The following is a 25410-nucleotide window of genomic DNA, read 5'->3' as shown; positions in this document are numbered from 1 at the left end:
ATCATCTCCTCTAGACCGCGAGCCGGGCGCGCGAATTCGGCAAGAGCCTGGCGCGAAATGCGGCCGTCAGCGACGGGAGCAACTGCATGGCATCACTGACGATCGCGACATGAGCGAAATCGAAGATCGGTGCGTCCTTGTCGGTATTGATCGCGACGATCAGGTCCGCCCCCTCCACGCCGACCCTGTGCTGAATTGCGCCGGAAATGCCGGCGGCAATGTAGAGCTTTGGCCGGATGGTCTTGCCGGTCTGGCCGATCTGCCGGTCAGACGTCACCCATCCTTTTTGCACTAGAGGACGCGAGCAACCGTACTCGGCGCCAAGAAGAGTTGCTAGCTCTCGCACCAGCCGAAAGTTCTCGGGCGATCCCAGTCCCAAGCCGCCGGCGACGACGACATCTGCATAAGCCAGATTTGACGTTTCGGAATCGCGATCGGGAATGAACGTGAGCACTTTCGTGACGATATCGTCTTCGACAAGACCGAGCGGATGGATGATGATGCGAGCGGCGTCGCGGACGACACGCTCCGGCATCGGCATGACGCGCGGCCGGACGGTTGCCATCTGCGGACGGTAGTTCAAGGTATAAATCGTGCACAGCAACGAGCCGCCAAAGGTCGGACGCGTCGCTGCAAGCGACCCATCTGCGTCGACATCGAGCGCGGTGCAGTCGGCGGTGAGCCCCGTCGACAAGGTGGTCGCCACCGAACCTGCAAGATCGCGACCGAGTGTCGTCGCGCCCAACAGCAGGATTTCAGGCTTGTAGGTGTTGACGAGTTCGGTTAGCGCTTTGGTATAGGATTCATTTCGGTAATCCGACAAAACATTATCGCTCACGAGATAGGCCAGATCGGCGCCATAGCAAAACGATTCAAGTGCGGCGTTACGCGTCGGCTGCCCCTCCGGACCAATAACGACCGCGGCGAGGTTCACCTTCAGCCTGTCGGCAAGTCTGCGCCCCGCCCCCATCAGTTCCCAGGAGACGGGATGCACTTGGCCGCGCTCCTGCTCGACAAAAACCCAGACATGCTTGTAGGCCTTAAAGTGCTCCGGCAGTTCCTTTTTGGCCGCGGCGCGGCCGGCCGCCGGCGGCGCAGCCGTTTTGGTGACATTGCTCATGTTTTAAATTCCCCTCAATAGTGCGCGCGCCCGCGCCACAGGATTGGTTTCCAGTTCGGTTGGCTGAAGATCAGTTTTGCTCAGCAGATGGCCGGCTGCACGGTGGTTCCGCCTGCTCGGTGCGGCCCGACCGCGCAACGAGAGGCGTCGCTCGGGGCGAACGCACGGAGCGGGCCAGATTCCGAGAGGGCCTGGAGACAGGCTTCCTGTGGGCTCCGTTCGACAAGCGCCAGCGAGGCGGCCAGGCCGCTGCGATCACCCTGGTTGACCCTGTCCATGCTTGAGTACGCGGGCCCACTTGCTTCGCAAGAGCTGCACCTCGCTTTCGGTCCAGCGCTCCACATCGGCAGTAACGACCCAGGTGATCTTGCCCCCGCGCTATCGTGCGATGAGTGCTTGGCCGCCAGCGCTGGTGACTCGCGTGGGCCACCGTTGTCCACTCTTTTTGCCGCATGTTGCTATCGGCCGTGGGGTAGATGTAGATCTGCGCACAAGCGGGCACCCGCCTGATGCTGACGAAGATGTGCATACGCTCCCCAATTGAAGCGTGGACGGGCGGCTTACCCGTTGGCCGCCCTCGCGGGCTCCATAGTGGCTTTAATCGCATCAAAAGCCATCTCGCTTGGCACTGCGTGAGCGTGAGCCACGTAATGTTGCCGTACAACTCGGTAGGCAGTAGACGTAACGTGAAAGGTCTTCCTTCAGATCTCATTTCGGACGGCTACCATTTATTGCATCGATGACTGGATCGATACGACAACAGCAAGTGTCGTACCAGTTGCAAGAACCAAGTAAATCGGGCGAAATCAACGGCTTATGAGGCACTTGGAACGACTGCCAATCCCAGGACACGATCCGTTCGGACAAGGGTCGGGAATACGACAGCGTCGCGCGAGTCCTGGCGGAGAGAGTTGATGGAAGGAGACGAAGCCTGCACGAGGAGCCGTCAGCGTAAGATCATTTCAGCTCGCTCAATGGGACAAAGGCCGTCGGCTTGCCACGGTCTGCGACGGCATCCTTCAAGACCTTGAACACCCGCTGCTCGATTGGCGACGATGCCACGAAGTCGGCATAGGCCTGCTCCAGCATCGCTTTGCAACGAGCTCTGATGTCCGGCTCTGCGACACCAGCGAATTGCTCATTGGCAAAGTATTGTCCCATGCGCTTTAGGATGTGAAGGCGCGCGACATCGACGATCATAGGGTCGTAATCGACGCCCAGCAGTGAAAAAAACTCTTCCGCCGACGAAGCCTTGCTGAGCCGATCCAGGATACCGGCTGCTGGGTGCGAGTTACTCATCGAAAAATCTCCTTTGAATCAGCGGGTGAACGGTCGGCGAAAACGCGGCAGAGCCTGGTCATCGTAGTGCATGCCCCTCGCGCAACATGCGGAGGCAAGCCAGTGTTGCCGCCGATCAACGATTCCGTCCTCGCGCGCTTGGTCTTGAGTGTATCCTAGACGTTGCTGGGCGGGGCTGGTCACGCCGGGTGGGTCGCCAAGCATCCGCACACATCGCGCCAGATCGCCATCACGGTTTCGCGCTCGACCGGTAGCTTGTGCTCGACGGCATGTTGGCGTGCTTGCGACAGGATCTGTCTGGCCTGATCGGTGCTGGCGACGAGCTGTAATTCTTTGAGCAACGCGGTGATCGCCGACAGCCCGGAATGCTTGCCGATCACAAAACGGTTGCGGCGCCCAAGCAGAACCGGATCAAGCGCCTGGTAGGTGCGTTGATCCTTCAAAAGGCCATCCACATGAATGCCCGATTCATGCGTAAACACATGCTCTCCGACGATGGCCTTGTTCAGGGGAATCGCACGTGCGGCTGCGGCTGCAACCACCGCAGCGACGTTCTCGAGCTCCGACAGTATGATGCCAGTCTCGCGGCTATAGAGCTGCTTGAGCGCGACCGCGACCTCCTCGAGCGGTGCATTTCCGGCCCGCTCGCCGAGGCCGATAACGGTTACCGAGGCGTGGCTTGCGCCGGCCTTGATGGCGGAGAGCGTATTGGCGGTTGCGAGACCAAGATCATCGTGACCATGAAACTCGAGTTCGAGATCCGTGGTCGCACGCAAATTTCCAACCAGCGCGAAGGTTGTGTCCGGGTCGAGCACACTGAGCGTATCGGCAATGCGAAATCTACGCGCTCCCGCCGCTTTTGCCGCTGCTACCAGTCTGATGAGGAAATCGATGTCGGCGCGGGAGGAGTCCTCGCCGCCGACAGCGACCTCAAGTCCCTGCTCACGGGCATAACCTACTACTCGCTTCACTTGTTCCAGCGCCAGCTCGCGACGTCCGCCAAGCTTGGCCGCGATCTGCACATCGGAACTTGGGATCGATATATTGACCATGGACACCTTCGCTTCGATCGCGGCATCGATGTCCGCTTGCCGCATCCGGCACCAGCCTATGGTGGTCAGCGGAAGCTCCGCTTCGACGATTGTGCGGATAGCGGCGATCTCCTCGTTGCCCATCGCGGGCGTTCCCGCCTCGATCTCCGTCACACCCGCGCGCGCCAAAGCCTGCGCGATCGCCAGCTTTTCCTCGGTGGTGAACGCAACACCAGGCGCCTGCTCGCCGTCGCGTAATGTCGTGTCGTTGAGCACGGTTGGCCGGACGTGCGCCTGCTCGGACCAAGGCGGTTTGGCGGTGGTGGTGGCGGCCATCACGAAAGGGCTCCTCATTGTTTTCGACCTAGAGCGCTTCAGCAACCCGCATGCCAGCCCGCCATCGTTGACAACCCGTTGAAAATGATACGCTCTTCTCCTCGGCTGACCTTCGCAATTGGATTGTCGCAAACGCGACAGGTTCACGAAGCGGACGCCTCACCTTGCCTCTTGCCTCGCTGAACTCGAATGTTGACGCGATTGCACTACGGGATGCGGAAAACGTTGCGAATCCCCTCTGGCTCGGCATCGCCTTGGACCTCATAGTTGCGTCCGCATCGAATGGCGTTAGCCTCGCTCTTCAGCTCCTGCGAAGTTCGCCAAAGCCCGCGATGCGTTATCAGATGACCGGGAGATCGAGGAACCTTGTGGCAACTCAAATAGGCCAGTCGCCACTGACTTCCGGGCGAGCTGCCTGCAACAGAAGGTCGCGCCGGCGCTCGGCCATCCGACTCTCGCCGCTTTCTTCGCCGAAGCAGAGATTGAAGTCGTTACATTGTGTGCACACGGGCGTGGTGCACATGACGAGGCCTTCATCCTCGCATAGCGAGCGGTAGAAGAAGCGCTTCCAGCGCATATTGTTGATATTGCGCGCGGCGAGGGGCGCGAAGTGGCGGCTTAGTAGTCGCGAGAGTTCGCCACGATTGCGCAATCCGAGATCTTCCCACAGGTGATCTGGCTCTATGGAGCGGCGGGCGATCATCGCGGCCAGCCAGCCGCCGATATGCCCTTCCGTCGAGCGTTGCTTGAGTAAGAGATCGCGCACCATCGAGATTTCGTCATTTTCATCGCACTTAGACGCCAGGAGCTGCTCCGAGATCTTGACCTCAACCGACGGAAAATAGAGCCCCAGCAGGGCCGCCAGCTCGTGGCCGGACAGACCGGCCTTCTCGGGAAGCGCACCACCATCCATCGAGGCGGCCGCCAGGATCGACGCCAGGACATGGCAATCGAAATTGCTGTCGGTGACAATGTCGGCATCTTCAGGAGGCACGCCAATAAGCGCTCGGTAGGTTTCAATTCCTCGCTGCACATCGCTGCTCGCATCGACGGCGCAAGCAGCCATAAACGTAAGGAGGTGCGTTTCGGGCATGATGTTTTTGGGCTAAGCAGTCACGTTTGCCCCGCCCCGTTCTGGCTGGTCGAGTGCTGTTAGAGTGCCGGTCTCCCCGGATGGGGGGTGAGGGAGACCGGCATCCGTCGCGCGCCTTCAACAGGCCGCGACCCGAGACCCTTATGAGGCCGCGAGTTCGGCGGCGGTCTTGCCGATGATGGATTCGTCGACGGCCTTCATTATGCCATGCTCCATCAGCATGTCCTCGAGCTCGTCCATAGAGATCGGGGTGGGAATGATGCCCTTGCCGCCATTGTTGTGGATTTTGGTTGCAAGATTGCGATAGTGATCGGCCTGCTGCGACTCGGGCGCATACTCGAGCACCGTCATGCGCCGCAGCTCGGCATGCTGCACCACATTGTCGCGCGGCACGAAGTAGATCAACTGAGTGCCTAACTTCTTCGCCAGCGCCTCCGCCAGCTCCAGCTCCTTATCGGTCTGCCGCTCATTACAGACCAAGCCACCCAGCCGCACGCCACCCGAGTTGGCGTATTTCAGGATGCCCTTGGAGATGTTGTTTGCGGCATACATCGCCATCATTTCACCCGACATGACGATATAGATTTCCTGCGCCTTGTTCTCGCGGATTGGCATCGCGAAGCCCCCGCAAACGACGTCGCCGAGCACATCGTAGGAGACATAGTCAATGTTCTCGTAGGCGCCGTTCTCCTCCAGGAAATTGATCGAGGTGATGACACCGCGGCCGGCGCAGCCGACACCCGGCTCAGGACCACCGGATTCCACGCAGCGGATGTCCTTGTAGCCGACCTTCATTACATCCTCGAGTTCGAGATCCTCCACGCTGCCGGCGCTCGCTGCAAGACTCAAGATCGTGTCCTGCGCCTTGGCATGCAGGATCAGGCGCGTCGAATCCGCCTTAGGATCGCATCCCACAATCAGGATTTTCTGGCCCATTTCGGCCAGTGCCGCCAACGTGTTCTGGGAAGTGGTCGACTTGCCGATGCCGCCCTTTCCGTAGAACGCGATTTGTCTCAGTGAAGACATTTAGTTCTCCATCAACCGATTTGCCAAAAGTTGCGTGCTTCCTACACGCGAGCTTGTTTCTCTTTCAGAAACGGGGCACACGGGTTCAAGGGAAGGAGCGCATCGCTCGTCTTACGCGTCGGCGTGCACCCAGCCCCTCACTCAGTGTTGCTGCCGGTGAATAGCAACTGCCATGCCAACGCTATCCAGGCTCATTAAGCTTCTGATTAGGTTCTAAAAAACCAACTGTCCGTTGAGTAGCCCCAAGACGTTTTGGACGGACAGGATCTTCGCGCCTGTCAGAAAACGAACAACGGCAACACCCATCAACCGAAAAGCCGCAGCTTGGCATGACCTCATCCAATGCCCTTAAATGGAACGGGACTTGCTCCCTTTCTTGCAAGGCGGTGGTCGGCAATTTGCGAAGAGTGAAATGCAGGTCGAAGTCGGAACATCCAAGTGGCCTGGCGAGGGTGTTCGTGGGTCGAGGATGACGAAATCAATTGTGCGGCAGAACTCGCGATCCAGCTGATCAGATTGACGCATGACCTTACGGCAGCTAGAAGCACGCGGCCGCCTGCGGATCGAAGCTAACTGGGTCCTGTTTCGAGATTCGCTATGAGACATAAAAGGCCGATGCTCGTTGATAAGTTGGCGCGTCAATTTCTAGCTGGCTCGGATCTTGCTCGTTTGCGAGCCACCGCGGGAGATCACGGCCGTCGATCGCACTAACGCCAGCGCACGCACGGTACGGTGCTTACGCCACTGACGGGCGATGGTGCGCAACGGTGTCAAAATGCGCTTTCGGACGTAGCGGAATTGCCGCCGACCGTTCAGCTCGGCGCGGCCCACATGAGGTACACCATGGCGACAATCCTTTTTTATCGGAAGCCAGGCTGCGTCACCAATGCGCGTCAGATGCTCGCGCTGAAGGCCGCTGGCCACGACCTGATAGCCAAGGATATATTGAAGGAGCCATGGGCTGCGGAGGACTTGCGACGCTTCTTCGGCAGTATGCCGATCGCATCCTGGTTCAACCGAGCCGCGCCTCGTATCAAGTCGGGGGACATTAATCCTGACACAATCGACGCCGCGAGTGCGCTCGCGGCGATGCTGGCAGATCCGCTCCTGATCAGACGACCGCTGATCAACGCCGACGGTGCAAGATGCGCCGGTTTCGATCATGAACTCGTGCTGTCGCTTCTTGGTCGGGATACGCAAGATGATCTTGAGGGGTGCTCCCACGAACAACAGGACACCCACTGTCCATCGTGGTGAGGAAACGATCGATCATACTACTATTGCCGCCGACCAATCCGAACAACGATCCTCCCACTCCTGTCCATTTTCAGAATGGCTGACAGTACTTCGCTGAGGATGGCCGGCGTGCGTGGCTCTTCGTAACCAGCAGCGCCCAGGCTGCTCGGCTTGAATACGACCTTTCCATCGCCCGCTTGTGTGAAACCGCCGCAGCTCGATCGCGCTTATCGCACATGATGGCTTCAGTCTGAATTTGCCGGCGCTTTACGCCGAGACGCGGCTTATTGAATAGATTCGGCTCAGACAGAACATTGAACTGAATAACGATCCAGACAGAGGACGCGAAGCTCGCGGCCGTGATCCTTATGCAACGTGGCTGCAGAATTGCGCTACGTCCGCCGCCATTTGATCAGCATCAAATCCTTCGCCGTCTGCCATGTGTGACAGAAGTCTCGCGCGACTCTTCGCGCGAACTTTGGAATGGAGAATTCGATGAGGACAACGACAATTCTGACAACGGCATCGCTGCTTGCGCTCGCGACCCCGCTGGCCAGCATCCCGGTAAAGGCCGCGGACCTGGCGCGGGCCCCGATCTACTACAAAGCACCTCAGATTGAGCCCTTCAATCCGTGGATGATCCGCCTGCGCGTGCTTGGCGTTTTGCCGGATACCGCCGGAAGCTCCGTCAATGTTGCCGGGGTGCCGGCGCTGTCCTCGCCCGCTTCCGGACTATCGATCAGCGACCAAGTGGTACCGGAGCTCGACATCACCTATTTCTTCACAAACAACGTTGCCGCCGAACTCATTCTCGGCGTGACCCGTCATCACATCAGCGGCGCGGGCACGCTAACTGGTCTAGATGTCGGCAAAGCTTGGCTATTGCCGCCAACCCTGACTCTGCAATATCACTTCACCGATTTCGGCCCGTTCAAGCCCTACATCGGCGCGGGCATCAACTACACCGTATTCTTCAACCAATCCGCAGCCAATACGTCACTCACTGGCCCTGCTGTGACGGATTTGCACATCAGCAACCAGCTTGGTGCCGCGGTCCAATTCGGCTTCGACTATATGCTTGACCGTCATTGGGGGCCTCAACTTCGACGTGAAGAAGTTGTGGTTGCGACCGAATTATTCGGCGACCGTAAACAATGCAATTGCTGTCACCGGCCGCGCCAATATCGACCCATGGCTCGTCAGCGGCGGCATCACTTACAAGTTCTGACGCTAAGAACTCGCTTCAGCGAGCTCTCGGACGCGCCGCCTCGTCTGGCGCGTCTCCCCGCTGTAGTGCAGTACAAAGGCGAGCGGGATGATGTGTAAAACGACACGTCGTCTCGCCGAAGGCCGGGAGCCATTCGCAGCATTACTCTCGCTGTGAGCTTTGGACGTGGCGGTAAATGACAGAGCACAAACAGATTGAGCCAATAGCGGTCAATAAAATCCTAATCGTGTTTCCTTCTCGGCGGGAGCAGAAGCGGTCACCCTGCTTATCGGAGCCGAGACTTCAAGCCCGAACGCCCCCTTGTGAGAACGATCGCTCCTGCAACAGACTTGAGTTCGAGTTCAGGGCTCATCGGACCCGATCATGAGCAGGACTCCGGTCGAGGCTTCCCTCTCACCGGATGATCCAGATCCAGGGCCATAACGACGGTTCAGTAGTCCGCCGCTGCGCACGTACTGGAAGCGTTAGGGCGCCCGATCATCGGAGATATGCCGAGATGCCAGCTGGCTGGGCATATAAGCTGCCCATATAGACGACGCCCGGGCAAGCGGCGCTAAAACGGAGTCTTTAGCTTCGCCTCAGCACCATCACGAGGCGGTCGACACGTTTGCCCTGCTTGAGATGGGAGTCTACGATTTCATCAACGTCTTCGGGCGTGATGGCGCGATACCAGACCCCGTCTGGATAGACGACCATCAAAGGACCGGAGTTACAAAAGCCAAGGCAGCCCGCCATGGTGAAACCGACATCGGTGAGGCCTTGGGCTTCGATTGCCTTACCCATCCGATCCCAGAGGACCTGCGCCCCAGAAGCGCCGCAGCTGCCGTGCGGATGATCGGGCGGACGCTGCGTGTGGCAGGCAAAGACGTGATGCCGATAAAGTTGAGGAAGCTCGAATTCGGTTTCTGCGTTCATGCGCCTATCCTGCAATCAACGGCTTCATCTGAGAAGAGACAAGATCCGGGATCCGCCCAAAACGTCTTCTCTTCATTCGAACGCCGTATCGGCCATAACCAATTTCCACTCGTGCTTGCGAAGGCAGGCGAAATGAGCGGGCGACATATTGATGATCATCGCTGACCGATCAGCGACAGATGCTTGCCATATGAAACACCCGCCATGATCAATTTCAGCGTCGTGATCTTCTTTTCCCTCATCACTTACGCGACCATCCAATTCCCCCAAAGCAAGTTCCGCACCAGATGCGCAGCGCTTGTTTCTCCAACAATCTCATTCTTCGCTCTGAGACGACCGACAATTATGCCGAGCTCGCGACAATGTCGCCCGCCTCTGTTTCGTGCATGACAAATGTTGCATCGCGTTCGACACTCTTCCGCCTCAGCCATTCGCAGTTCGTATGTAGCGCGCCCATGTCCCCGTTATGCATCGACCTTGGCGACGCCGTCGGCTGACGAGATGGCGGTGACCGCTAGGCCATCGCATGAACGGAGGCTTGGCATTGCAATTGCTACGCCCGCTTCAGCGGTCGGCCAAAAAATCGGAAGATAGGAAAATCGGGACACAGGATCGTCATTCCTCCAGACCAAACGGTCCTGTCAGTCTGGGCCTCCCCATTTCATACAGCCCAGACGGTGCCCTCGGCGAACTTGTAGCCGCCGAGGGCATTTCCTTCTCGAAAATTCTATCCACCGGCAACAATGGCCTTGCTCGCCGTTTGGTGAGCTAGCGCCAGAAACCTCGTTGGTGCCGCCAAGATCGCGGTTGCTGTTCGGACTCCGGCAAGACCGCCAGCTTTCACTCTCAGTTCACACGTATTGACGCGGGTCCGGGACAGTACTCGTGAGTCCGATGGCTCTATTCGGCGATGCGTGTTAAAAGCGACTTGATTAGCGGCCAAGTGTTACGCCTGTTAATCAGGATGGATCGCAATATCCATGGCTTCGTCGCTGTCCTCAAACGAGTCGTACAACCGATCGTCCTCCAGTAACCTGACGCCGCACAGGCAGACGTCACCGTCGATGATGGCGAGCGCGACCGGTTCAAGCGCTTGTCCATTGCAGGGACCATCGATGCATAGCCCAGTGTCGATCTCAAATCTGGCACCGTGCCTGCCGCATCTGAGAAAGGAGCGGTCAGAGGAGAAAAACTCGCCGGAGCCGATGTTGAGCCATAAGCTGTCATGCGGACAGCGATTGACGTACCCTAAATAGTCGTCGCCGAACGTGCGAACCACAATAATTGGAAACGGGCGGCTCTCGCCGCTGTCGTCGACTCGCGACAAGCTGAAGCCCCTGGCGCCACTTCGCTCGATGGCATCGGCGGGACAGACGGCGAAAACCGCGATCTGGTCACTCATCGGATTGCCAATCATCCCTTTGCTCATCCGGGCCTCGCAGTTTCCTGCTTGAAGGCTTCGACCGTAGTCCGGGCCAGCCGGAAGGCGCCGCGGCCACGAGCGAGCGGTCGATAATTCGAGCCGACACGGGTGTTGAGCACATCAAACCACTGGTCCGGCGTGAGCTTCGCCGGACGCTCGCTGATTTGGATCACCCTCCCGTTCGGGCCGAAGCGGACGTGAATGATGACTTGTTGCGGGTCCATTGCAATTCCCTATTTAGCCGACTTTAAAGACCCGAGCCGAGACTGAGGATCTCAATTGTGAATAGCTCGGTTTCCAGCAGCTTCGCGCGTGGCCTCGAGCCGTGGATTTCAGACCGCGCCTCGCTACCTTCGAGCAGGTCTTCTTCGTGCTCACGGGCCCGCCCTTGGTCGTTCGCCTTGCTCATCTGGCGCGGTGAAGCACAACTACGATCATCGCTATTCAAATGCTCGTCCTTCCGTTTGGCGGATTATCCGCATCTCAGTAGATCGCTGCACCCGCGCCCACGTTGATCGACGCATCTTTCATGGTCTCGACAATAAACTCGATCTTGTCGTTCGAAAGATGAGTGTGAAACGGCAGTGCCAGGGCGCGATCGGCGATCTTTTCCGTAATCAGCAAATCGCCACGGCGATAGCCGAGGTCGAAATAATGGCGTTGCAAGTGCAGAGGATGGCTATAGGCGACGGATTCAATTTGGGCGGCGCGCAGATCCTCGACGATAGCGTCGCGGCCGGATCGCGTGAAGCGCGTTCCCAGATGGACGAGATAGAGCAACCAGTTAACCTCGGTCACATGAGGGCCTACGTAAGGCGGCTTAATACCTTCAAATGATTGCATATGCGCGCTGTAGAGCTGCTCCACCAGGCGACGACGCTCCAGGATTTCATCGAGACGCTGGAGCTGCGCCAGCCCCAAGGCTGCCGTGAGATCGCTCATGCCGGCCTGGTACGGTGCTGTGGCGCCGACGATCACGGAAGAGCGCTCGTCCAGGCGGTGGGCGCGATAGCGCCGCACGCCAACCGCAAGGTCGATATCGTCCGTTACCACCATTGCGCCTTCGCCGCAGCTTAGGGCCAGGGGTTGGGCAAAGTCGAAAACCGCCAGATCGCCAAACCGGCCGACCAGTTCGCCCTTGTACCGCGATCCAATTGCTTCGGTGGAATCCTCCAAAAGTGCCAGATGATGGCGCCGCGCGATCACACGCAGTTCTGACCACGGCGCGGGATGGCCGTTGGGATTACCGGCGACAATCGCCCGCGTGTTGGCCGTGATGCGCTCTTCGGCTTTCTCTGGGAGCAATGTTCCCGACCAATAGTCGATGTCGGCAAATACCGCCCGCGCACCTGCAAGACCGATCGCATGGACCGTCTCGCGAAAGGAATACGGCGAGGCAATGACCTCCTGTCCTGGCCCGACGCCGAGTGCCTTGAGCGCCAGCAGCAGCCCGATGGTGCCGCTCGATACTGCTACCGCATATTTGCGGCCAAGATAGACGGCAAACGCCTGCTCGAACGCCTCGGTGATCCGCCCATTGGAGATCTGCGGCGTGCACAGAAGCGCTTCCACGGCGGAGAGCTCGGCGAAGCTGATATCGGGATCGGACAGTGGAATGAAGGATGTATTTGCCTCCTTCCCGTCCGGGCCATCAAGCCGATGCTCTGCCAGTTCAATTCCGTTCACCCTACAGTATTCCTCTTCGCTAACACGATAGCGGTCGCCCGCTTCGGATCGGCTGTAATCTGCACGCAGTGATCCGACCCGTCGAGCAAATGCAGATCGAAACTAGGAAATTGCCGAAACGGCTGATCCGTCACATCCGACGCATCGCAGCGAACGCATGCAAGCTGCGGAAAGCGGCGCCGCAGCTCGACGAAGGGACTCGTGTCGGCGTCATCGACCGCAAGCAGTCGCTCGATTTCGATCAGTTCCTCCGCAGTGAGCGCCATCGTGACTTCTCCATGATTCGTCAACGGCAATTCGTCACTGCCAGAACAAGCGCTCGGGATCCGCGTTCAATTCGTCGATTGCTGAACTCAGGCGGTGGTAAAGGCTGTAAAACTCCCAGATACCTTGCGCGTGGTTCTTGCAAAACACTTTCCAGATTCCGCTCACGGCATCATAAAGAATCAGCGCGACATCAATGAGGCCGCCATCCTTGTCGATATTGCGCGAGCAGCATGGAGTTTCGACCAGATAGCCGCCCTTCACCGGCGTCACGTTCGGCGAGACATAGAGATAGCGATTGCGCGAGCTCAAGCCGCGCTCGATCCGCTTGCGATCCAGCTCGTTCGGGTGAGGGACCAGCCCGGTCTTTACCTTCCTCATCAGCCCGGCATTCATCGCGAAAGCCCCCTCAAAGCGCGGTGATTTCCTCTTCAAGACAGCCAATGAGCCGCCGCTCGCCAAAATCGACAGTATAGATCGGTACGTCCGCCTCCGTATGGATAGCGACCCTTACGATCTCGCCGGTTGCTCCGGCGCCGAGCACAAGACCCTCAGGCTCGGTATCGGGAAAAGAGCCGTCGTTGATGAGGTCAACTGCAGCTTTGACGCGCTGGCCCCGCCGATACTTCGGAAAGCGAACCTCAGTCATACACAGTCTCTTCCGGCAATGGCAGATCATCGATCTCCTCGCATGCGTCCACCGACTCAAGCTCCTTGCGCTTCATGCCAACGCGGCAGCCGCTTTCGAGGAACTCGACGCCGTAGATGTAGAATTGCTGCAAGAACGTGCCGATCGACACGACGTAACCGACATCTCCCTTCTTGACCAAAATCTCGCCGATCTCCTTGCCGCGATATGTGCCATCGTTGCGGATAGTGCGATTGGCGCGGACCTTTTCGCTAAAACTGAAGACCGGCGGCCCACTGAGCTCGACGACGTCGCTGTCCCGAACGATTTTATTCATGCACCACCCCCTCGTGGACACGCAGGGACGCCGCCATACCGGCGCATGCGAGGTCCCGCATCAATTCGTCCTTATCTCCATCTGCCGATTCACCCGCGGCAATGCAGCGCGCCACTGCATGGTAGACGTGTGGGCCAGGGGCACGCTGTGGAGCAGTTAGCGGCTCCGGCAACAGGCGCCGTATGTTCTCGACCCGCACCGGGGCGTCTAGGTCGTTCGCTGTGGCTAGCGGCCGCTCATTGGAGACACCGCGTGCCACGATGTGGCGGAACTCGAGCTCCTCGTCGCTCATCAATTGGCCGAGCTGCTGCGGCGCGACGCGGTGCGCCACGGCGCGACTAAGCTCGTAGGTATGGTCAGCCAGCATCAGCGTCACTCGGTCGCATCAAATGGAGTTCCAGCTCGGCTGGCAAGGCTGCGATGGCCCTCGTTTCGCCGCCGCAGAAACAGGGCATGGCCTTGCGCCGCGTTCCCGGGTACAGTTTCGTCCACATCATCCAGCGGCGGCGGGAATCCGTTCATGGAGCTCACCCTTCAGGCTGGCGCGTGGTAGCGCGGCCAGGACGTGTCGATGACGCAAGTATTCTCGACCGGACAGGCAGCAACACATTGCGGCTCGTCGAAATAGCCAACGCATTCAGTGCATTTTGCCGGCTCAATGACGAAGATCCCAGCCTTCTCCGAGATTGCAACGTTCGGGCACAATGGCTCGCAGGCTGAGCAGCTCGTGCATTGCGAGGCGATGATCTTGAATGGCACACAACCTCCTCACGCCGCAGAGTTCAGAGCTCCCTGTCGAATCGAAGCATCGCCGCGCTTCACGTGCTGGATCTCACCGCTCTTCACCTGGTCGAGATAGGACCGGAACCAGGCAATTGCCGACTTCTCGATGAACTCATGCGCGTATTGATCGACCGGCTCGATTCCAGCCTTGATCAGATTGCCTTTCGGGCCGCCGCCGATCTTAGCCACGAACACCGCGTGGCAGTCATTGATGCCGCGGACGATGGTGGACAGCCTATCCTGCTCCCCATAACCGCCCTGGCAGTAGACGTCTACACGGCGGTGGCCAACGAATTTTGTGCCGGAAGTGGAAAGTTCGTAGATTTGGAATTCCTTTGCATGTCCAAAGTGCTCGTTGATTATCCCCGAACCTTTGGTTGCGACTGCCACCAGAAGCGAGATCTCACTCGTCTCCCCAGCCAATTTCCCGAGTTCCTCGTTGTTGGCCTTGCCTTTGGCGGCACGCTCATCCTCTACCCGGTCGCGATAAGCCTGGCGCACGTCGAGGTCATATTCGACGTCCATCTTCATGACTTTGTCAGTGGTAAACTCCGCGCTGCGATCCTCTCCGAGCAGACCCACAGCATCGGCCCGGCACTGACGGCAGTGGCGCATCATGTTTATCTCCCCTTCACAAGCATCCTGCAGCGCCCTCAATTCCAGCGCTGTCGGCCCGCGCTGACCGTTGAGGCCAAATACTGTTCCGTACTCGGGTGCGGAGATCAGCGGCATGATATTGTGAAGGAAGGCGCCTCGCGACTTCACCGCCTTGTTGACTTCGACCAGGTGATGATCGTTGATATGCGGGATCATCACAGAGTTGACCTTGCACAGGATCCCCCGTTCGCTGAGCATCTCCAGGCCTTGCAGCTGACGATTAGTAAGTATCCTTGCCGCGTCGATGCCGGTGTAGCGCCTGTGGTCGAAGAAGATCCATGGATAGATCTTGGCGCCGATTTCGGGATCGATCGTGTTGATGGTGATCGTGACATGGTCAATCTTGGACTTGGCGATGATGTCAACATAATCGGGCAGGCTCAGCCCATTGGTTGAAAGACACAGCTTAATGTCCGGAGCCGCTTTGGCGACGAGTTCGAACGTCTTGAACGTCTTCTCTGGATTGGCCAATGGGTCGCCCGGACCGGCGATGCCAAGCACGGTCATCTGAGGAATGGTGGCCGCAACCGCAAGCACTTTCTTGACCGCCTGCTCAGGCGTGAGCTTCTCGCTCGCTACGCCCGGGCGCGATTCGTTGGCGCAGTCGTATTTGCGGTTGCAGTAATTGCACTGGATGTTGCAGGCTGGCGCCACAGCGACGTGCATGCGGGCGTAGTGATGATGCGCCTCTTCGCTGTAGCAGGGATGGTTCTTCACTTTTTCCCAGATCTCGGTCGGCAGATCGCCTTGTCCCGCCCGCGAGCCGCAACGCGCTTGGCCAATGTTGGACGAGGTGCGGCAGCCCTTATGCTCGGCGGCCGTCTGCACCATCTTTCCGGCACCTACCGCAGCTTCGGCATATTTCCCGCGTCCGACGACCGCGTTCATTTTCCAGTTCTCCCTGCAGGCAATCATCGGCCTCCCTGGAGTACCCCCGAGAGACCCTCAAGAAGAGCAGTAGCAACTCACATGCCATCGCGGAGACGATGACATTGCAGCTATACCCCAAAGGGTTAGGGGGAGCATCAACGCCCAGGCATGCAGGACCAGCAATGGCGCGAATGTAGGAAGCGCGACAAGTACGTCGTGCTTTTGGCGCAGAGCCCCACGGCTGTTGCGCTCATTCACGCACCAAGGTCACGCTCTCCCCGGCGCCATCTCTGTTGGCCTTAATGCGATGCGGCCACCTCACAACGGGCAATACGAGCTGGGGAATCCGGCTTCGCAACGCCGCTAATGGGTGAGCAGTATCTCGACCGCGCGAGGCAGACCAATCGCAAGCGGCATCAGGCCTTGCTCGCGCAGAAAACGGAGCTCATTGCGTGAGATCGCATCCAGATCGACGATTGCATAATGGGTATTGGCCGATCGCTTGATGACTTGCCGGGCGTAGCTACGCAACAGCTGATCGTTAAAGCGACAACCGATGAAGAGAAAGCTCTGTCCGATCCGCCTTTCCTTGATGATGTCCGGAATCGGTGTCTGGATGTCGATTTCGGTCAGCACCTCGACATAGTCGGCATCGGCAATCAGGAAGTTATTTGCCGGCTGCACGCCGCCGTGCGGCTTGTACAATACCGTCGCCCAGCTGTCCGCCACGACACTGTGGACCTCTCGGCCAACCGAGTCATAAAAGCGATACCAGCGATTCTCACCAATGCCGACGCGGCTAATACCCTGCACTTCGCCCCATCCATCGCGCTTATCCAGCGCCGCGCGCATCGCCCCATCATACCATGTGTCGATTATGATGGGCAGCGACAGAGACGCAAGATGATCGTGCAACCCGGTCGGCTCGACCGGCCGAGCGAACGCCTGCGCCATCAATGCCGTCACGGTGGAGCGATGTTTGCTGATCTCGATGTGCTGTGCCGCGGCCCATGCATTGCCCTTTGCCCGCCGCGGCAGCGCAACCTTGCTGGCGAAGAACTCAGATAACGCCTCAGGTGTCGTCGGCACATCGGGTCTGGACAATTCGACGAGGCCAGGACCAAGATAAGGAACGACGCGCGCGGCCCTGAGCCCGGCAGCGACGTCCGCGAGAATGGCCTTGGCATCGGTCCCATTGACAAAATCGATCTGTGGAGTCGCCTTCACGGATCGTCACCGTTCTCGCCCCGTTTTTTGGCGTTGATTGTCACCGGCAATCGTGTATCGCTTGCCATCTCCGGCAAGTCGAGCACCCAGCCATTCGCTATTTTGATCCAGCCGCCCCACAGCGTTTCGTGCTCGGATTCCACGATCGGTTCTTCGAGATCCTTTTTCGGCACATAGATCGATAGGCCCGCGTCCGGAGAGCGGCGGATCATGATCTTCAAGAGTTCAACTCCCTCGATTGCGGCGCATAGTTGGCCAGACTGGCAGACTCCCGCAAGTTGGCGCGCAATCGAGCCACGATTTCTGACAGCACGCACACGACCTCATCGACCTCGGCGAAGGAGGTTTCACGCGACAGAGAGAAGCGCACCGCGCCGCGCATGCTCCGCTCCGGTACCTGCATGGCGCGCAGAACATGCGAGGGCTCCATTGAGCCGGAGTTGCAAGCTGATCCCAGCGACACGGCAATGCCGGCGCGATTGAGATGATGGACGATTGCCTCGCCATCGAGATCATCGAAAGCGATATTAGCCGTGTTCGTTAGCCGGTTGCTGACATCGCCGAGCACCACGCACTCGCCATTATGCAAAATCCCCTGCTCCAGGCGGTCTCGCAACGCACCAATGCGAACTCGTTCCGGCTCGAGCCGCTCCAGCGCCAGTTCTGCCGCTTTTCCAAGACCGACGATGCCGGGAATGTTCTCAGTTCCGCCGCGGCGCCGACGTTCCTGTGATCCGCCCCAGATCAGCGGCCGGAATTTTGTTCCTTTGCGCAGATAGAGCGCACCGATCCCTTTTGGGCCATGTAGTTTATGTGCTGAAAGCGACAACATGTCGATCGCACTGTCCTTTAGGTTGACACGTACCTTTCCAACGGTCTGGACCGCATCTGTGTGGAACAGGGCGCCGGCCTCACGGGTCAATCCGGCCAGAAACTCCACCGGAAAAATCGTACCGGTCTCGTTGTTGGCCCACATGATCGAGGCCACCGCCGTACGAGGCCCGAGCGCGCAGCGAAACGCCTCGATGTCGAGCCGGCCGCGGGAATCCACCGGTACGATATGCGCCTTGACGCCTCGCGTCGCCAACTGCTCAACCAGGGAAAGGATGGCGGAGTGCTCAACCGATGTGGTGACGATCTCGTCGCGGTCCTCTTGGATCGCAAGCGCCGAGAGGATGGCGGCATTATTCGCCTCGGTCCCACCGGAGGTAAAAACGATCTCATGATCGTGGGCATTGCCCAACAGATCCTGCAAGCTACGGCGCGCCTGCTTCAGCGCGACTGCGACCTCGCCGCCAAACGTATGGCTGGATGACGCATTGCCGAATTGTTCGGTGAAGAATGGCAACATGGCTTGCACAACGGACGGATCGGTCCGCGTCGTCGCGTTGTTGTCGAGATAAATCGGCACTTGATCCCTCGCTTAATCTCACGCCTTGGCTGCGGCAGCTACCGGGAATAAGCGGACCAATTCGCAGAGCCTATTGACAAGCCACCCCTGAATGTCTTCCAGCGCCCCCTTGAAAGCTTGCAGAACGCGCAGGCACCAAGGCTGACCACGACACTGCCGCGATCGATCCGGTTCAGCCGACTGTCGCTGCCTCGTTGCAGAATGGGTCGGACATCTTCGATTACGACACGAATGGATAGTTCTCGGCCGGTCGGTCGTGGCGGCCGGTAATTGCCTCATTTGCTCTGATTCGGTCAGCATGCTTGACGTCTCTTTTTTGTTAGCTGAACGATTTTCCGCACGAGCAGCTCGAAGTGGCGTTCGGGTTATGAAAGGTGAAGCCTGGGCTCTCCAGCGCCATCACGAAATCGATGGTTGTGCCGACCAGATGCTCATGGCTCTTGTTGTCGACAAACACCCTCAGGCCGCCGCACTCGATCACTTTGTCGTCGGGCTTCGGTTGCTCTTCAAGACCCATCATGTATTTGAACCCGTTGCAGCCGCCTGCCTCGACCATAATGCGCAGCCCGCTTGCTGGCTGGGCCGATGATGAAATCGCGCTCTTGACCGCATTCACCGCGCTATCCGTCAGGTTGATCATGGCTTATCCTTCATCTGCTTCGGACCACTTGCTTATGGCAAGTCATGTGCCAGCGTGCAGAGGATTGATGATGTTTGCCTTTTCGGATCGTGCCTGTTGGCTTTGGCACTCGCGTCGAATTTCCGACAAGACTGCTTGAGGCGGCCTGGGCCCATTTACGCCTTTTCCTTCCAAGCTACGTCGAAGACTGCTGTGCGTGGACGGCAAGCAATTTGCAGTGCGTCTCGCACCGGCCAAGGCGTCGGTGAAACGCTTAGATCGAGGACGATTTTAATGACTACAATCGAGAACACCGCGCTCGGCAGACTTGAGAGGGAGGGCCGCCTGCTCAATGCCGTATTCAAAGGCGGGACCATAAAGCCTGGCCGGTTCGGCTTTCGCGGCGACATCGCACTGAAATTCCAGACCCAGGTCGCGGACGAGAAACGGCCGCCGGACTATTCGATCGAGCAGGTTTTGACGATTGCGCAGAGCGGAGAACGGGTCATTCCGGTGCTGGCCGGCTATCTGCATTCATTCGCGTATCTGGCCGACGTTGCGGGCGTGCTGGACGGCGCGTTAAGCCCAGACGGCAGCTACTTCATGTTCTGCAACAACATAGACCTGCTCGCGAAATACCGAGTCAAGCTTGGTGACGTTATCTTTCACGTCCTGCCGTGCGATGAATCCACGGTTTGGAAGGAGATGATGGACCTGGTCGGGGTCAACAAGGATGACATCAAGAAACTCGATTCAGGTGGCAAGCTCGATTACCTGCTCGATGCGGCAAAGGATCTCGATCTGTCCGATGACGAGATCTCGTACGAAGATGGACTTAAGAAGATGGCCCCTGTGAAAAACCGCAACGAAAACCGGCCCGTCTGAACAAGCTTCATTCGTTGCGGGAAGCATCGTCTTCGACAAGACTCACGCCGACGGCGCAGATATCTCCATCCAGGACTATCAACGCGATCGGCGTGAGCGTTCCACCCTTACAAGGACCTTCGACGCATTGGCCGGTGCCGAGCTCGAAGGTCGATCCGTGCTTGCCGCACATCAGTCGAACGCCGTATGGATCGAGGAATTCGTTCCGCTCCCAGTCCAGATTGACGCCGTTGTGCGGGCATTTATTGACATAGCCAAGCACGCTCCTCCCCATCGGATCACAACGATGGACCACGGCCGTCGATTACCCTCGTCATCTATGACCATAAGATGGAATCCCATGGCTCGGCAGCTTGGAATATCTTTAAAGCCGCAAATCGCGTTGACGGCATCTGGCTGCATTCGCTGCTCGCTTAATGTTAGACGTCTTTTACTGTCGCTGTGCAATCAACCATGCAGTGCAAGATCGTTGTTGACACGGTTCTACGGGTCAAGGCCAATCCACGCGAACATTTGGCTTTGCGCTGCGACATCACTACGCGGCACAGCCTTCGCCACCGTTCTGGAACTACTTGCCGGCCCATCAAACGCACTGTCGCTCGCAGAACATCAATGCCTTCCGACAGCACCGAATAAGCCAGATTGCGCACGTGAATGCCACGACAAGTGATCTTGGCATACTTTTGAATGAGTGAAGCGTCTGGATTTTGGTGTTTATGCCAAGACACGCTGATGCGATTGGGTGCAGGATTGCAACCGCGAAACCACACTTAGCCGTCGCCGGTGGTATTCGAGTTGTTCCGGCTCAAACTTCACGGTTGCGACCGCCAAGCATGTTGCAACAACTTACGATCGCAGCTCGCGGGTGCCCGCGCCTTTCGGTCCACCGGCCGGGGTATCTAGGTCCTGCCGATTCGGCGAAGCACAACGCTAGGCTACTTCCGGCAAGGACCGCAAGCCCGAGATCCAGACGAGAGGGAGCGCGAGCGAGCATGCGCTCCCTTCTGGAGGTTAAGACTTTTGCGCTAGCAATGAGGAAGGACCAGTCATTTTCGAGCCAGTCTCGTCATTCCGAATCGTCTTGCGCCAGACCCATTCTTTCCATGGCGCGCTCCAAATAGAACGCAGGATCATCGTCGGAGGATACCGTCTCGAAATTGCCGACATCATTACCATCAGAATTGGAAAGATACTTTGTAGGCTTGTCCGTTCGCTGCCACTGATCGTTCTCGTTCTTCGTCCACACCTCGGGATGCTCGTGAGGATCAAGCACCCAGTAATTGCGGCCGAAGTGGACAAAACCCATTTCCGCCAGACGTGGTTCCATGCCTTCTACGGCAGGACGTGACAAGACCAGCGGATATTTGCCGTCCATTCGCAACTGATGCTCCAGCAAAATATCCCCAGCATTCTCGACCAGCGGATGAGTAACGCGGAGATCTACCACGGACGTGACGTCGCTACGCCCAAACTGCCGCAGAAAACGTTCTCCTTTGATCGTGGCGGGGCCACCTGCCCTTAGAAGCCCGACACTTTCGTCACCCAGTTGATAGCTGTAGAATTTTGCCTGTTTGTTCGGATCATCGTAAGTGCTGGCATAGCTTCCAGCAACCGTTGCCGCGCGCTCCGCTTTCTCGGATACGAAATCCGAGTACTCTTCTGGGTTACTTGCGATTTGCATGATGTCGCTACCCAAATATCTTCTTACTCCATCCATGAAGGAAGATCGGTTAATCTCGATGATCGGAGGACTGGAAGTGAGAGTGTATCGCGTCATTGATGAGGACTCACCCGGATCCATACCCGCCACCGCCTCCGAAAAGCGGGAGCTGTCTCCCGCCTCTTCCCATTCGGCCTGGCTACCGCTTGCCGACTGATCGGACGCACCAACGATTCTGCCATACATCAGCTTCGCTCTCCTATCGGCAAAATTGCATGTTGTTGAGCTCGTGCCGCGCAAGCTCTGCGGGTGAGGATATCCAGACCAGCTGACCACAACCTGACGCACAGGCAAGGCGCCTGTCCGAAACTTTCACGCGAACGCTAAGCCACCAGCAGCGCATTGCGATTCGACGATATGTTTTCTCCTGTTGAGGAACTGCACTCCTATTGCGCTAGACTGGTCGCGCCTGAGCTGGCTCTCTGCGTCCTGCAGGTCTGATCCGACCGCTAGCACCGTTCCTAGCAAGGGATATTGTCAGCCACCAACGGCCGAGGCTTTGGCCGTGATCACGTCGGTTCGGAGCTAGAGACTAAAGCTAGAGACCAAATAAAGCGCAAGACTCGGTCGGGGACGATCAGGGAAGGGGATCTGTCCACGGTCATACCATGACCAAACGCACGCTCCTCCTGATCCCCAACCGAACAAGCGTGCCGCTGCATCGGAAACAGCATTTCGTAATTCGTTACGACCTAAAACGGTTCGCGTTACAGCCACGTTCCGGTCCGATCTTTGTTGCGGTCACTGCTCAGGAAGTTCAACGATGGCTGTATTTTTGACCGTAACGCCCTGCGGGGGAGGGATACGGCGGCGGGTCAGACAGCTTCAGCTTCGGCCGGAACGTGGGTTTGGCAGTTGGCCGGACAAACCCTACTGCAGGCGCCGCAGCCGATGCAGGCGCCCTGATCACTCAGAACCATGACTTTTTTTTCGATCTCATCGTCCTCGTCATCGTCGAGATCGACAAGTTCGCCCTCCTCGTTGATTCCTTTCAACGTCATGACGTCCCGACCGCACACTTTGAAACAGCGGCCACAGCCGATGCACTTCTTGGCATCGATCGAGATCAGGTAGTCCGGCGTCCAGTCGCGACCATCGCGCGTTGCAAACGACATGAGTCGAAACCCTCTAGATATTTTCCAGCGCCTTCAAATCCAGACTCTTGCGTTCGAGTTCGGCGTAGGCATGGTGCGCCTTCTCTGCCACCGCCATGATTGATGCCCAGTTGATAGGAAGCTCTTCCGAAAGATCGTGCAGATCCATTTTCGCTTGTAACGCTTTAGCCGACAGTTTCTTTAGTTCTGCCTTCAGTGTTTCACGATCGCTCATGAGTGCCCTCAATAGTTCGCCACGTCCGGAAATTTACGAATCAAATCGATCCCGCTCCTGACATATTTGTCTCCCTCCTGTGCGAGCATTGCGAGATTGTCGAAACCAAAGCGATGCACATCGCGCAGCTGTTTGTTCACCGCAATCAGCCGACCTCCGATCAGCACCATGCGGCCAAAGCCTTCATGATGCATCTTCAGCATCGGCTGGATCATCACGCCGGTGGCCTTCTCAATCGAGAGTGCAACCGCATTGAAGAACAGCTCCAGCCGCCACAGCGTATCGGGATCAGGATCGCCGACGATCGGCAGCGCACGCCGCTTCTCCTTGTCCAAGATATAGGGTTCGAGCAGGTCGAAATCGCTCTTTGCTTCCCACGCTCCATTGGCATCCTGAGCGCGCCATATCTTGACGAGTTCCTTGAAGAACGGCGCATCAAGGTCGCCACGCGGCTGCTCCATTTCTACGGCCTCGGTCATCTCACCTCATTCGTCGAACTCGAATGTGCGGCGTTGGTCCTTCGCCAAGGCCTTGCGGAGCCAAGGCGGCGGCGTGCCCTTCAGCACCTGCTCGAGCTTTTCGAGCAGCACAAGGATGTTCTCTGGCTTGTTCACTTTGATGGGATGGATGTTGTTGGCGACCACCCGCGCGGCGCCAGCACCGCCGATTGCGGCAACGTACAGGATTGCGCAATCCTTGATCGCTTCGATCTTCGGCGCTAACTTATCGTCGTTGCCGTCTTCCTTGAGATCTCCCTCAAACTCAACCGCCTTGAGAAACACGTGTCCGCTTGGCGCGACATCGTAGATAGCGATATTCTTTGCCCAACCAAAATGGGCATCGACCTGTCTTAGGTCTTGTGTGGCGAACGCGACCTTCATGCAATCGACCTCTCAGTCGCTCCCTCGGAGCTGCGGTTGGCGGCCGCCGCTGGCAGTGCGGCCCGACCCCGCCAGCTATCGGGCGTGGGCTGATGATTCTCCTCGCGGTCCGCGATCAGGAGATTGGCGATGTCGAAGATCAGATCGCGCGTACCACGATACCCGATGGATAATTGGTGTCCTGCGCCAAGCCGATCGAACATCGGAAAGCCGGCTCGATAGAACGGAATTTTCAGCCGAGCCGCCGCTTGCCTACCATGCGAATGCGTGATCAACAGGTCGCAACGCCTGGTTTTGGCAAGCTCTTCCAGATCCTCGAGATCGCCAATCAGCACCTCTTCGGTCTTGATCCGCTCGATCACGGCCGACTGCGTAGTCGTCACCGCCACGGCCACCTCCGCACCCATGTCGTGCAGCATACTGGACAGGTCGAACAGCAGGTCGGGCTCCGCCGCGATCGCAAGTTTGCGACCGCCGATATGGAAGTGCGTATCCAGCATTGCATCGGCCAGCTGGCCACGCTGGCGCCGATACTTCGACGGGACGGGGCGACCGCTGATCTCGCTCAAGAAAGTCATCAAGTCGTCGTTCGGATCGAGACCGCACAGCCGTTCGAACAAGCGAATGGGCACGCCAGTTTTGGCCTGCATGACCTCCGCTGCTCGCCGCATTTGCCCGCCGACCGCGATGGTCCATCCGGCACGCCCCATGCTCGCGATTTCGTCGACGCCTATGCCGCCGATGGTCGTTGCCGTAAACTCGTCGGGAATATGCCCATCGAGCGACCCCGCCAGATCAGGCAGGAACGACGGCCGCAACCCAAAATCCTCCAGGATCGTGCGGAGTTCATCAAGGTCACCGGGCGTGAGGTGACATCCTGGAAGAACATTCACCCTCGATGGATCGCGCAGGCCGCTGACGTTTGGCCTTTCCACCAGCAAATCCACAATGCGCGCCACAGCCTTCTCCCAGCCGTCCTGGAACGCACCTTTGAAATCAGGCGTGGAGACATAGACCAGCGGTAATTTCGCGAGCTGCGGATGCTTGTCGCGGATCAGCTTGAGGTAGGCATCCACATCGTCGCCGTTGGTCTCGGTGACGCCCGTCGAGCAGATTCCGATGATTTTTGGCTTGGTCCGGTTATAGATATTGAGTATCGCCTGCTCGAGATTCTCGTAGCCGCCCAGCACGGTCGCGACCTCGCTCATCGCGGTGGTCTGCAGTGGTACAGCTTCCTTGAAATGCCGCACAAAGAGGGTGAGCCCGAAGGAGGTGCAACCTTGTGAGCCGTGCAGAAGCGGCATCGCTCCACTTAGCCCCATGAAGGCAAAAGCGGCGCCGATCGGCTGACTCATCTTCAGCGGGTTAACCGCGCATGCTTTTGTCGGCACCGTGGCAATGGCCAT

28 protein-coding genes and 2 pseudogenes are annotated in these 25410 nt (G+C 58.2%); 3 read left to right on the top strand and 27 right to left on the bottom strand.

The genetic code is table 11. The features are described from left to right. Positions 1-10: 10 nt before the first annotated feature. From ACVW1B_RS42700 to nifH, 5 genes are all read right to left on the bottom strand, one after another. Positions 11-1120, bottom strand: coding sequence for an electron transfer flavoprotein subunit alpha/FixB family protein (locus ACVW1B_RS42700; RefSeq protein WP_253588052.1), 1110 nt, complete (start codon positions 1118-1120; stop codon positions 11-13). A 957-nt stretch (positions 1121-2077) separates the two neighbouring features. Beyond that, a complete protein-coding gene (gene nifW / locus ACVW1B_RS42695) occupies positions 2078-2419 on the bottom strand; it encodes a nitrogenase stabilizing/protective protein NifW (protein WP_253588053.1) in 342 nt (113 codons plus the stop codon). A gap of 179 nt (positions 2420-2598) precedes the next feature. Beyond that, the gene (gene nifV, locus ACVW1B_RS42690; RefSeq protein WP_253588054.1) at positions 2599-3786 is read right to left on the bottom strand and encodes a homocitrate synthase; all 1188 of its coding nucleotides are present in this window, start codon (positions 3784-3786) and stop codon (positions 2599-2601) included. 376 nt (positions 3787-4162) lie between these two features. Then, the gene (locus tag ACVW1B_RS42685; protein WP_253588055.1) at positions 4163-4879 is read right to left on the bottom strand and encodes a nitrogen fixation protein NifQ; all 717 of its coding nucleotides are present in this window, start codon (positions 4877-4879) and stop codon (positions 4163-4165) included. Positions 4880-5020: 141 nt separating this feature from the next. Then, the gene (gene nifH / locus ACVW1B_RS42680) at positions 5021-5905 is read right to left on the bottom strand and encodes a nitrogenase iron protein (RefSeq protein WP_057018216.1); all 885 of its coding nucleotides are present in this window, start codon (positions 5903-5905) and stop codon (positions 5021-5023) included. A gap of 843 nt (positions 5906-6748) precedes the next feature. Here nifH and ACVW1B_RS42675 point away from each other — a divergent pair. Beyond that, on the top strand, positions 6749-7162 hold the full coding sequence (locus ACVW1B_RS42675) for an ArsC/Spx/MgsR family protein (RefSeq protein WP_253603976.1): 414 nt from the start codon (positions 6749-6751) through the stop codon (positions 7160-7162). Positions 7163-7624: 462 nt separating this feature from the next. Then, positions 7625-8369 (top strand): annotated as a pseudogene (locus ACVW1B_RS42670) (OmpW family protein). Positions 8370-8936: 567 nt separating this feature from the next. Here ACVW1B_RS42670 and ACVW1B_RS42665 read toward each other — a convergent pair. The 15 genes from ACVW1B_RS42665 to ACVW1B_RS42595 all read right to left on the bottom strand — a co-directional run bounded on the left by ACVW1B_RS42665 (position 8937) and on the right by ACVW1B_RS42595 (position 19210). Continuing rightward, positions 8937-9284 (bottom strand): (2Fe-2S) ferredoxin domain-containing protein, encoded by a 348-nt coding sequence (locus tag ACVW1B_RS42665; protein WP_253588057.1) that lies wholly within the window; start codon positions 9282-9284, stop codon positions 8937-8939. A gap of 955 nt (positions 9285-10239) precedes the next feature. Beyond that, the gene (locus ACVW1B_RS42660) at positions 10240-10713 is read right to left on the bottom strand and encodes a Rieske (2Fe-2S) protein (RefSeq protein ID WP_253588058.1); all 474 of its coding nucleotides are present in this window, start codon (positions 10711-10713) and stop codon (positions 10240-10242) included. Beyond that, entirely contained in the window at positions 10710-10931 is a 222-nt protein-coding gene (locus ACVW1B_RS42655; RefSeq protein ID WP_057018212.1) for a hypothetical protein, read from the bottom strand. Before ACVW1B_RS42655 ends, ACVW1B_RS42660 begins: the two co-directional genes overlap by 4 nt. 259 nt (positions 10932-11190) lie before the next feature. Continuing rightward, entirely contained in the window at positions 11191-12384 is a 1194-nt protein-coding gene (locus tag ACVW1B_RS42650) for a DegT/DnrJ/EryC1/StrS family aminotransferase (RefSeq protein WP_253609789.1), read from the bottom strand. A 5-nt stretch (positions 12385-12389) separates the two neighbouring features. Further along, positions 12390-12659 carry a hypothetical protein gene (locus ACVW1B_RS42645; protein ID WP_057018211.1) on the bottom strand — a complete coding sequence of 90 codons (270 nt, stop codon included), beginning with the start codon at positions 12657-12659 and terminating at the stop codon, positions 12390-12392. Positions 12660-12693: 34 nt separating this feature from the next. After that, the gene (locus ACVW1B_RS42640) at positions 12694-13053 is read right to left on the bottom strand and encodes a DUF3024 domain-containing protein (RefSeq protein WP_253603980.1); all 360 of its coding nucleotides are present in this window, start codon (positions 13051-13053) and stop codon (positions 12694-12696) included. A gap of 13 nt (positions 13054-13066) precedes the next feature. Next, positions 13067-13306 carry a nitrogen fixation protein NifZ gene (locus tag ACVW1B_RS42635; RefSeq protein ID WP_057018209.1) on the bottom strand — a complete coding sequence of 80 codons (240 nt, stop codon included), beginning with the start codon at positions 13304-13306 and terminating at the stop codon, positions 13067-13069. Continuing rightward, on the bottom strand, positions 13299-13622 hold the full coding sequence (locus ACVW1B_RS42630; protein WP_057018208.1) for a nitrogen fixation protein NifZ: 324 nt from the start codon (positions 13620-13622) through the stop codon (positions 13299-13301). The genes ACVW1B_RS42635 and ACVW1B_RS42630 overlap by 8 nt, the downstream gene beginning before the upstream one ends. Next, positions 13615-13998: a hypothetical protein gene (locus ACVW1B_RS42625; RefSeq protein WP_253588059.1), complete on the bottom strand. Its 384-nt coding sequence runs from the start codon at positions 13996-13998 to the stop codon at positions 13615-13617. The genes ACVW1B_RS42630 and ACVW1B_RS42625 overlap by 8 nt, the downstream gene beginning before the upstream one ends. Before the next feature lie 158 nt (positions 13999-14156). After that, complete coding sequence (locus ACVW1B_RS42620) at positions 14157-14381, bottom strand: 4Fe-4S binding protein (protein WP_081334786.1); 225 nt, start codon at positions 14379-14381, stop codon at positions 14157-14159. A gap of 9 nt (positions 14382-14390) precedes the next feature. Then, complete coding sequence (gene nifB, locus ACVW1B_RS42615; RefSeq protein ID WP_253603982.1) at positions 14391-15950, bottom strand: nitrogenase cofactor biosynthesis protein NifB; 1560 nt, start codon at positions 15948-15950, stop codon at positions 14391-14393. 345 nt (positions 15951-16295) lie between these two features. Next, positions 16296-17159, bottom strand: coding sequence for an SIR2 family NAD-dependent protein deacylase (locus tag ACVW1B_RS42610; RefSeq protein WP_069277626.1), 864 nt, complete (start codon positions 17157-17159; stop codon positions 16296-16298). Further along, entirely contained in the window at positions 17156-17380 is a 225-nt protein-coding gene (gene nifT / locus ACVW1B_RS42605; protein WP_069277625.1) for a putative nitrogen fixation protein NifT, read from the bottom strand. Before nifT ends, ACVW1B_RS42610 begins: the two co-directional genes overlap by 4 nt. Continuing rightward, the gene (gene nifS, locus ACVW1B_RS42600) at positions 17377-18570 is read right to left on the bottom strand and encodes a cysteine desulfurase NifS (protein WP_069277624.1); all 1194 of its coding nucleotides are present in this window, start codon (positions 18568-18570) and stop codon (positions 17377-17379) included. Before nifS ends, nifT begins: the two co-directional genes overlap by 4 nt. A 319-nt stretch (positions 18571-18889) precedes the next feature. Beyond that, positions 18890-19210, bottom strand: coding sequence for a HesB/IscA family protein (locus ACVW1B_RS42595; protein WP_069277623.1), 321 nt, complete (start codon positions 19208-19210; stop codon positions 18890-18892). 273 nt (positions 19211-19483) lie between these two features. On the opposite strand from ACVW1B_RS42595, the gene ACVW1B_RS42590 reads away from it, so the two are divergent. Beyond that, entirely contained in the window at positions 19484-20074 is a 591-nt protein-coding gene (locus tag ACVW1B_RS42590; RefSeq protein ID WP_253588062.1) for a hypothetical protein, read from the top strand. 7 nt (positions 20075-20081) lie between these two features. On the opposite strand, the pseudogene ACVW1B_RS42585 reads toward ACVW1B_RS42590, so the two are convergent. The 7 genes and pseudogenes from ACVW1B_RS42585 to nifN form a co-directional block, all read right to left on the bottom strand. Further along, a pseudogene (locus ACVW1B_RS42585) lies at positions 20082-20476 on the bottom strand (Rieske (2Fe-2S) protein). A gap of 664 nt (positions 20477-21140) precedes the next feature. After that, positions 21141-21980, bottom strand: a complete 840-nt coding sequence (locus ACVW1B_RS42580) for a host specificity protein (protein WP_253588063.1) — start codon at positions 21978-21980, stop codon at positions 21141-21143. A 629-nt stretch (positions 21981-22609) separates the two neighbouring features. Then, entirely contained in the window at positions 22610-22909 is a 300-nt protein-coding gene (gene fdxB / locus ACVW1B_RS42575; protein ID WP_092084232.1) for a ferredoxin III, nif-specific, read from the bottom strand. A gap of 13 nt (positions 22910-22922) precedes the next feature. After that, positions 22923-23123 (bottom strand): CCE_0567 family metalloprotein, encoded by a 201-nt coding sequence (locus tag ACVW1B_RS42570; RefSeq protein ID WP_092084234.1) that lies wholly within the window; start codon positions 23121-23123, stop codon positions 22923-22925. An 8-nt stretch (positions 23124-23131) separates the two neighbouring features. Beyond that, complete coding sequence (locus ACVW1B_RS42565; RefSeq protein ID WP_253603984.1) at positions 23132-23602, bottom strand: NifX-associated nitrogen fixation protein; 471 nt, start codon at positions 23600-23602, stop codon at positions 23132-23134. Positions 23603-23608: 6 nt separating this feature from the next. Beyond that, complete coding sequence (gene nifX / locus ACVW1B_RS42560; protein WP_092084238.1) at positions 23609-24004, bottom strand: nitrogen fixation protein NifX; 396 nt, start codon at positions 24002-24004, stop codon at positions 23609-23611. Then, positions 24001-25410, bottom strand: coding sequence for a nitrogenase iron-molybdenum cofactor biosynthesis protein NifN (gene nifN, locus ACVW1B_RS42555; protein ID WP_069277618.1), 1410 nt, complete (start codon positions 25408-25410; stop codon positions 24001-24003). The genes nifX and nifN overlap by 4 nt, the downstream gene beginning before the upstream one ends.

This window comes from Bradyrhizobium sp. USDA 4502 (assembly GCF_054063355.1).
Note: the sequence above shows the minus strand (reverse complement) of the source record. Positions and strands in the feature narration are given on the sequence as shown.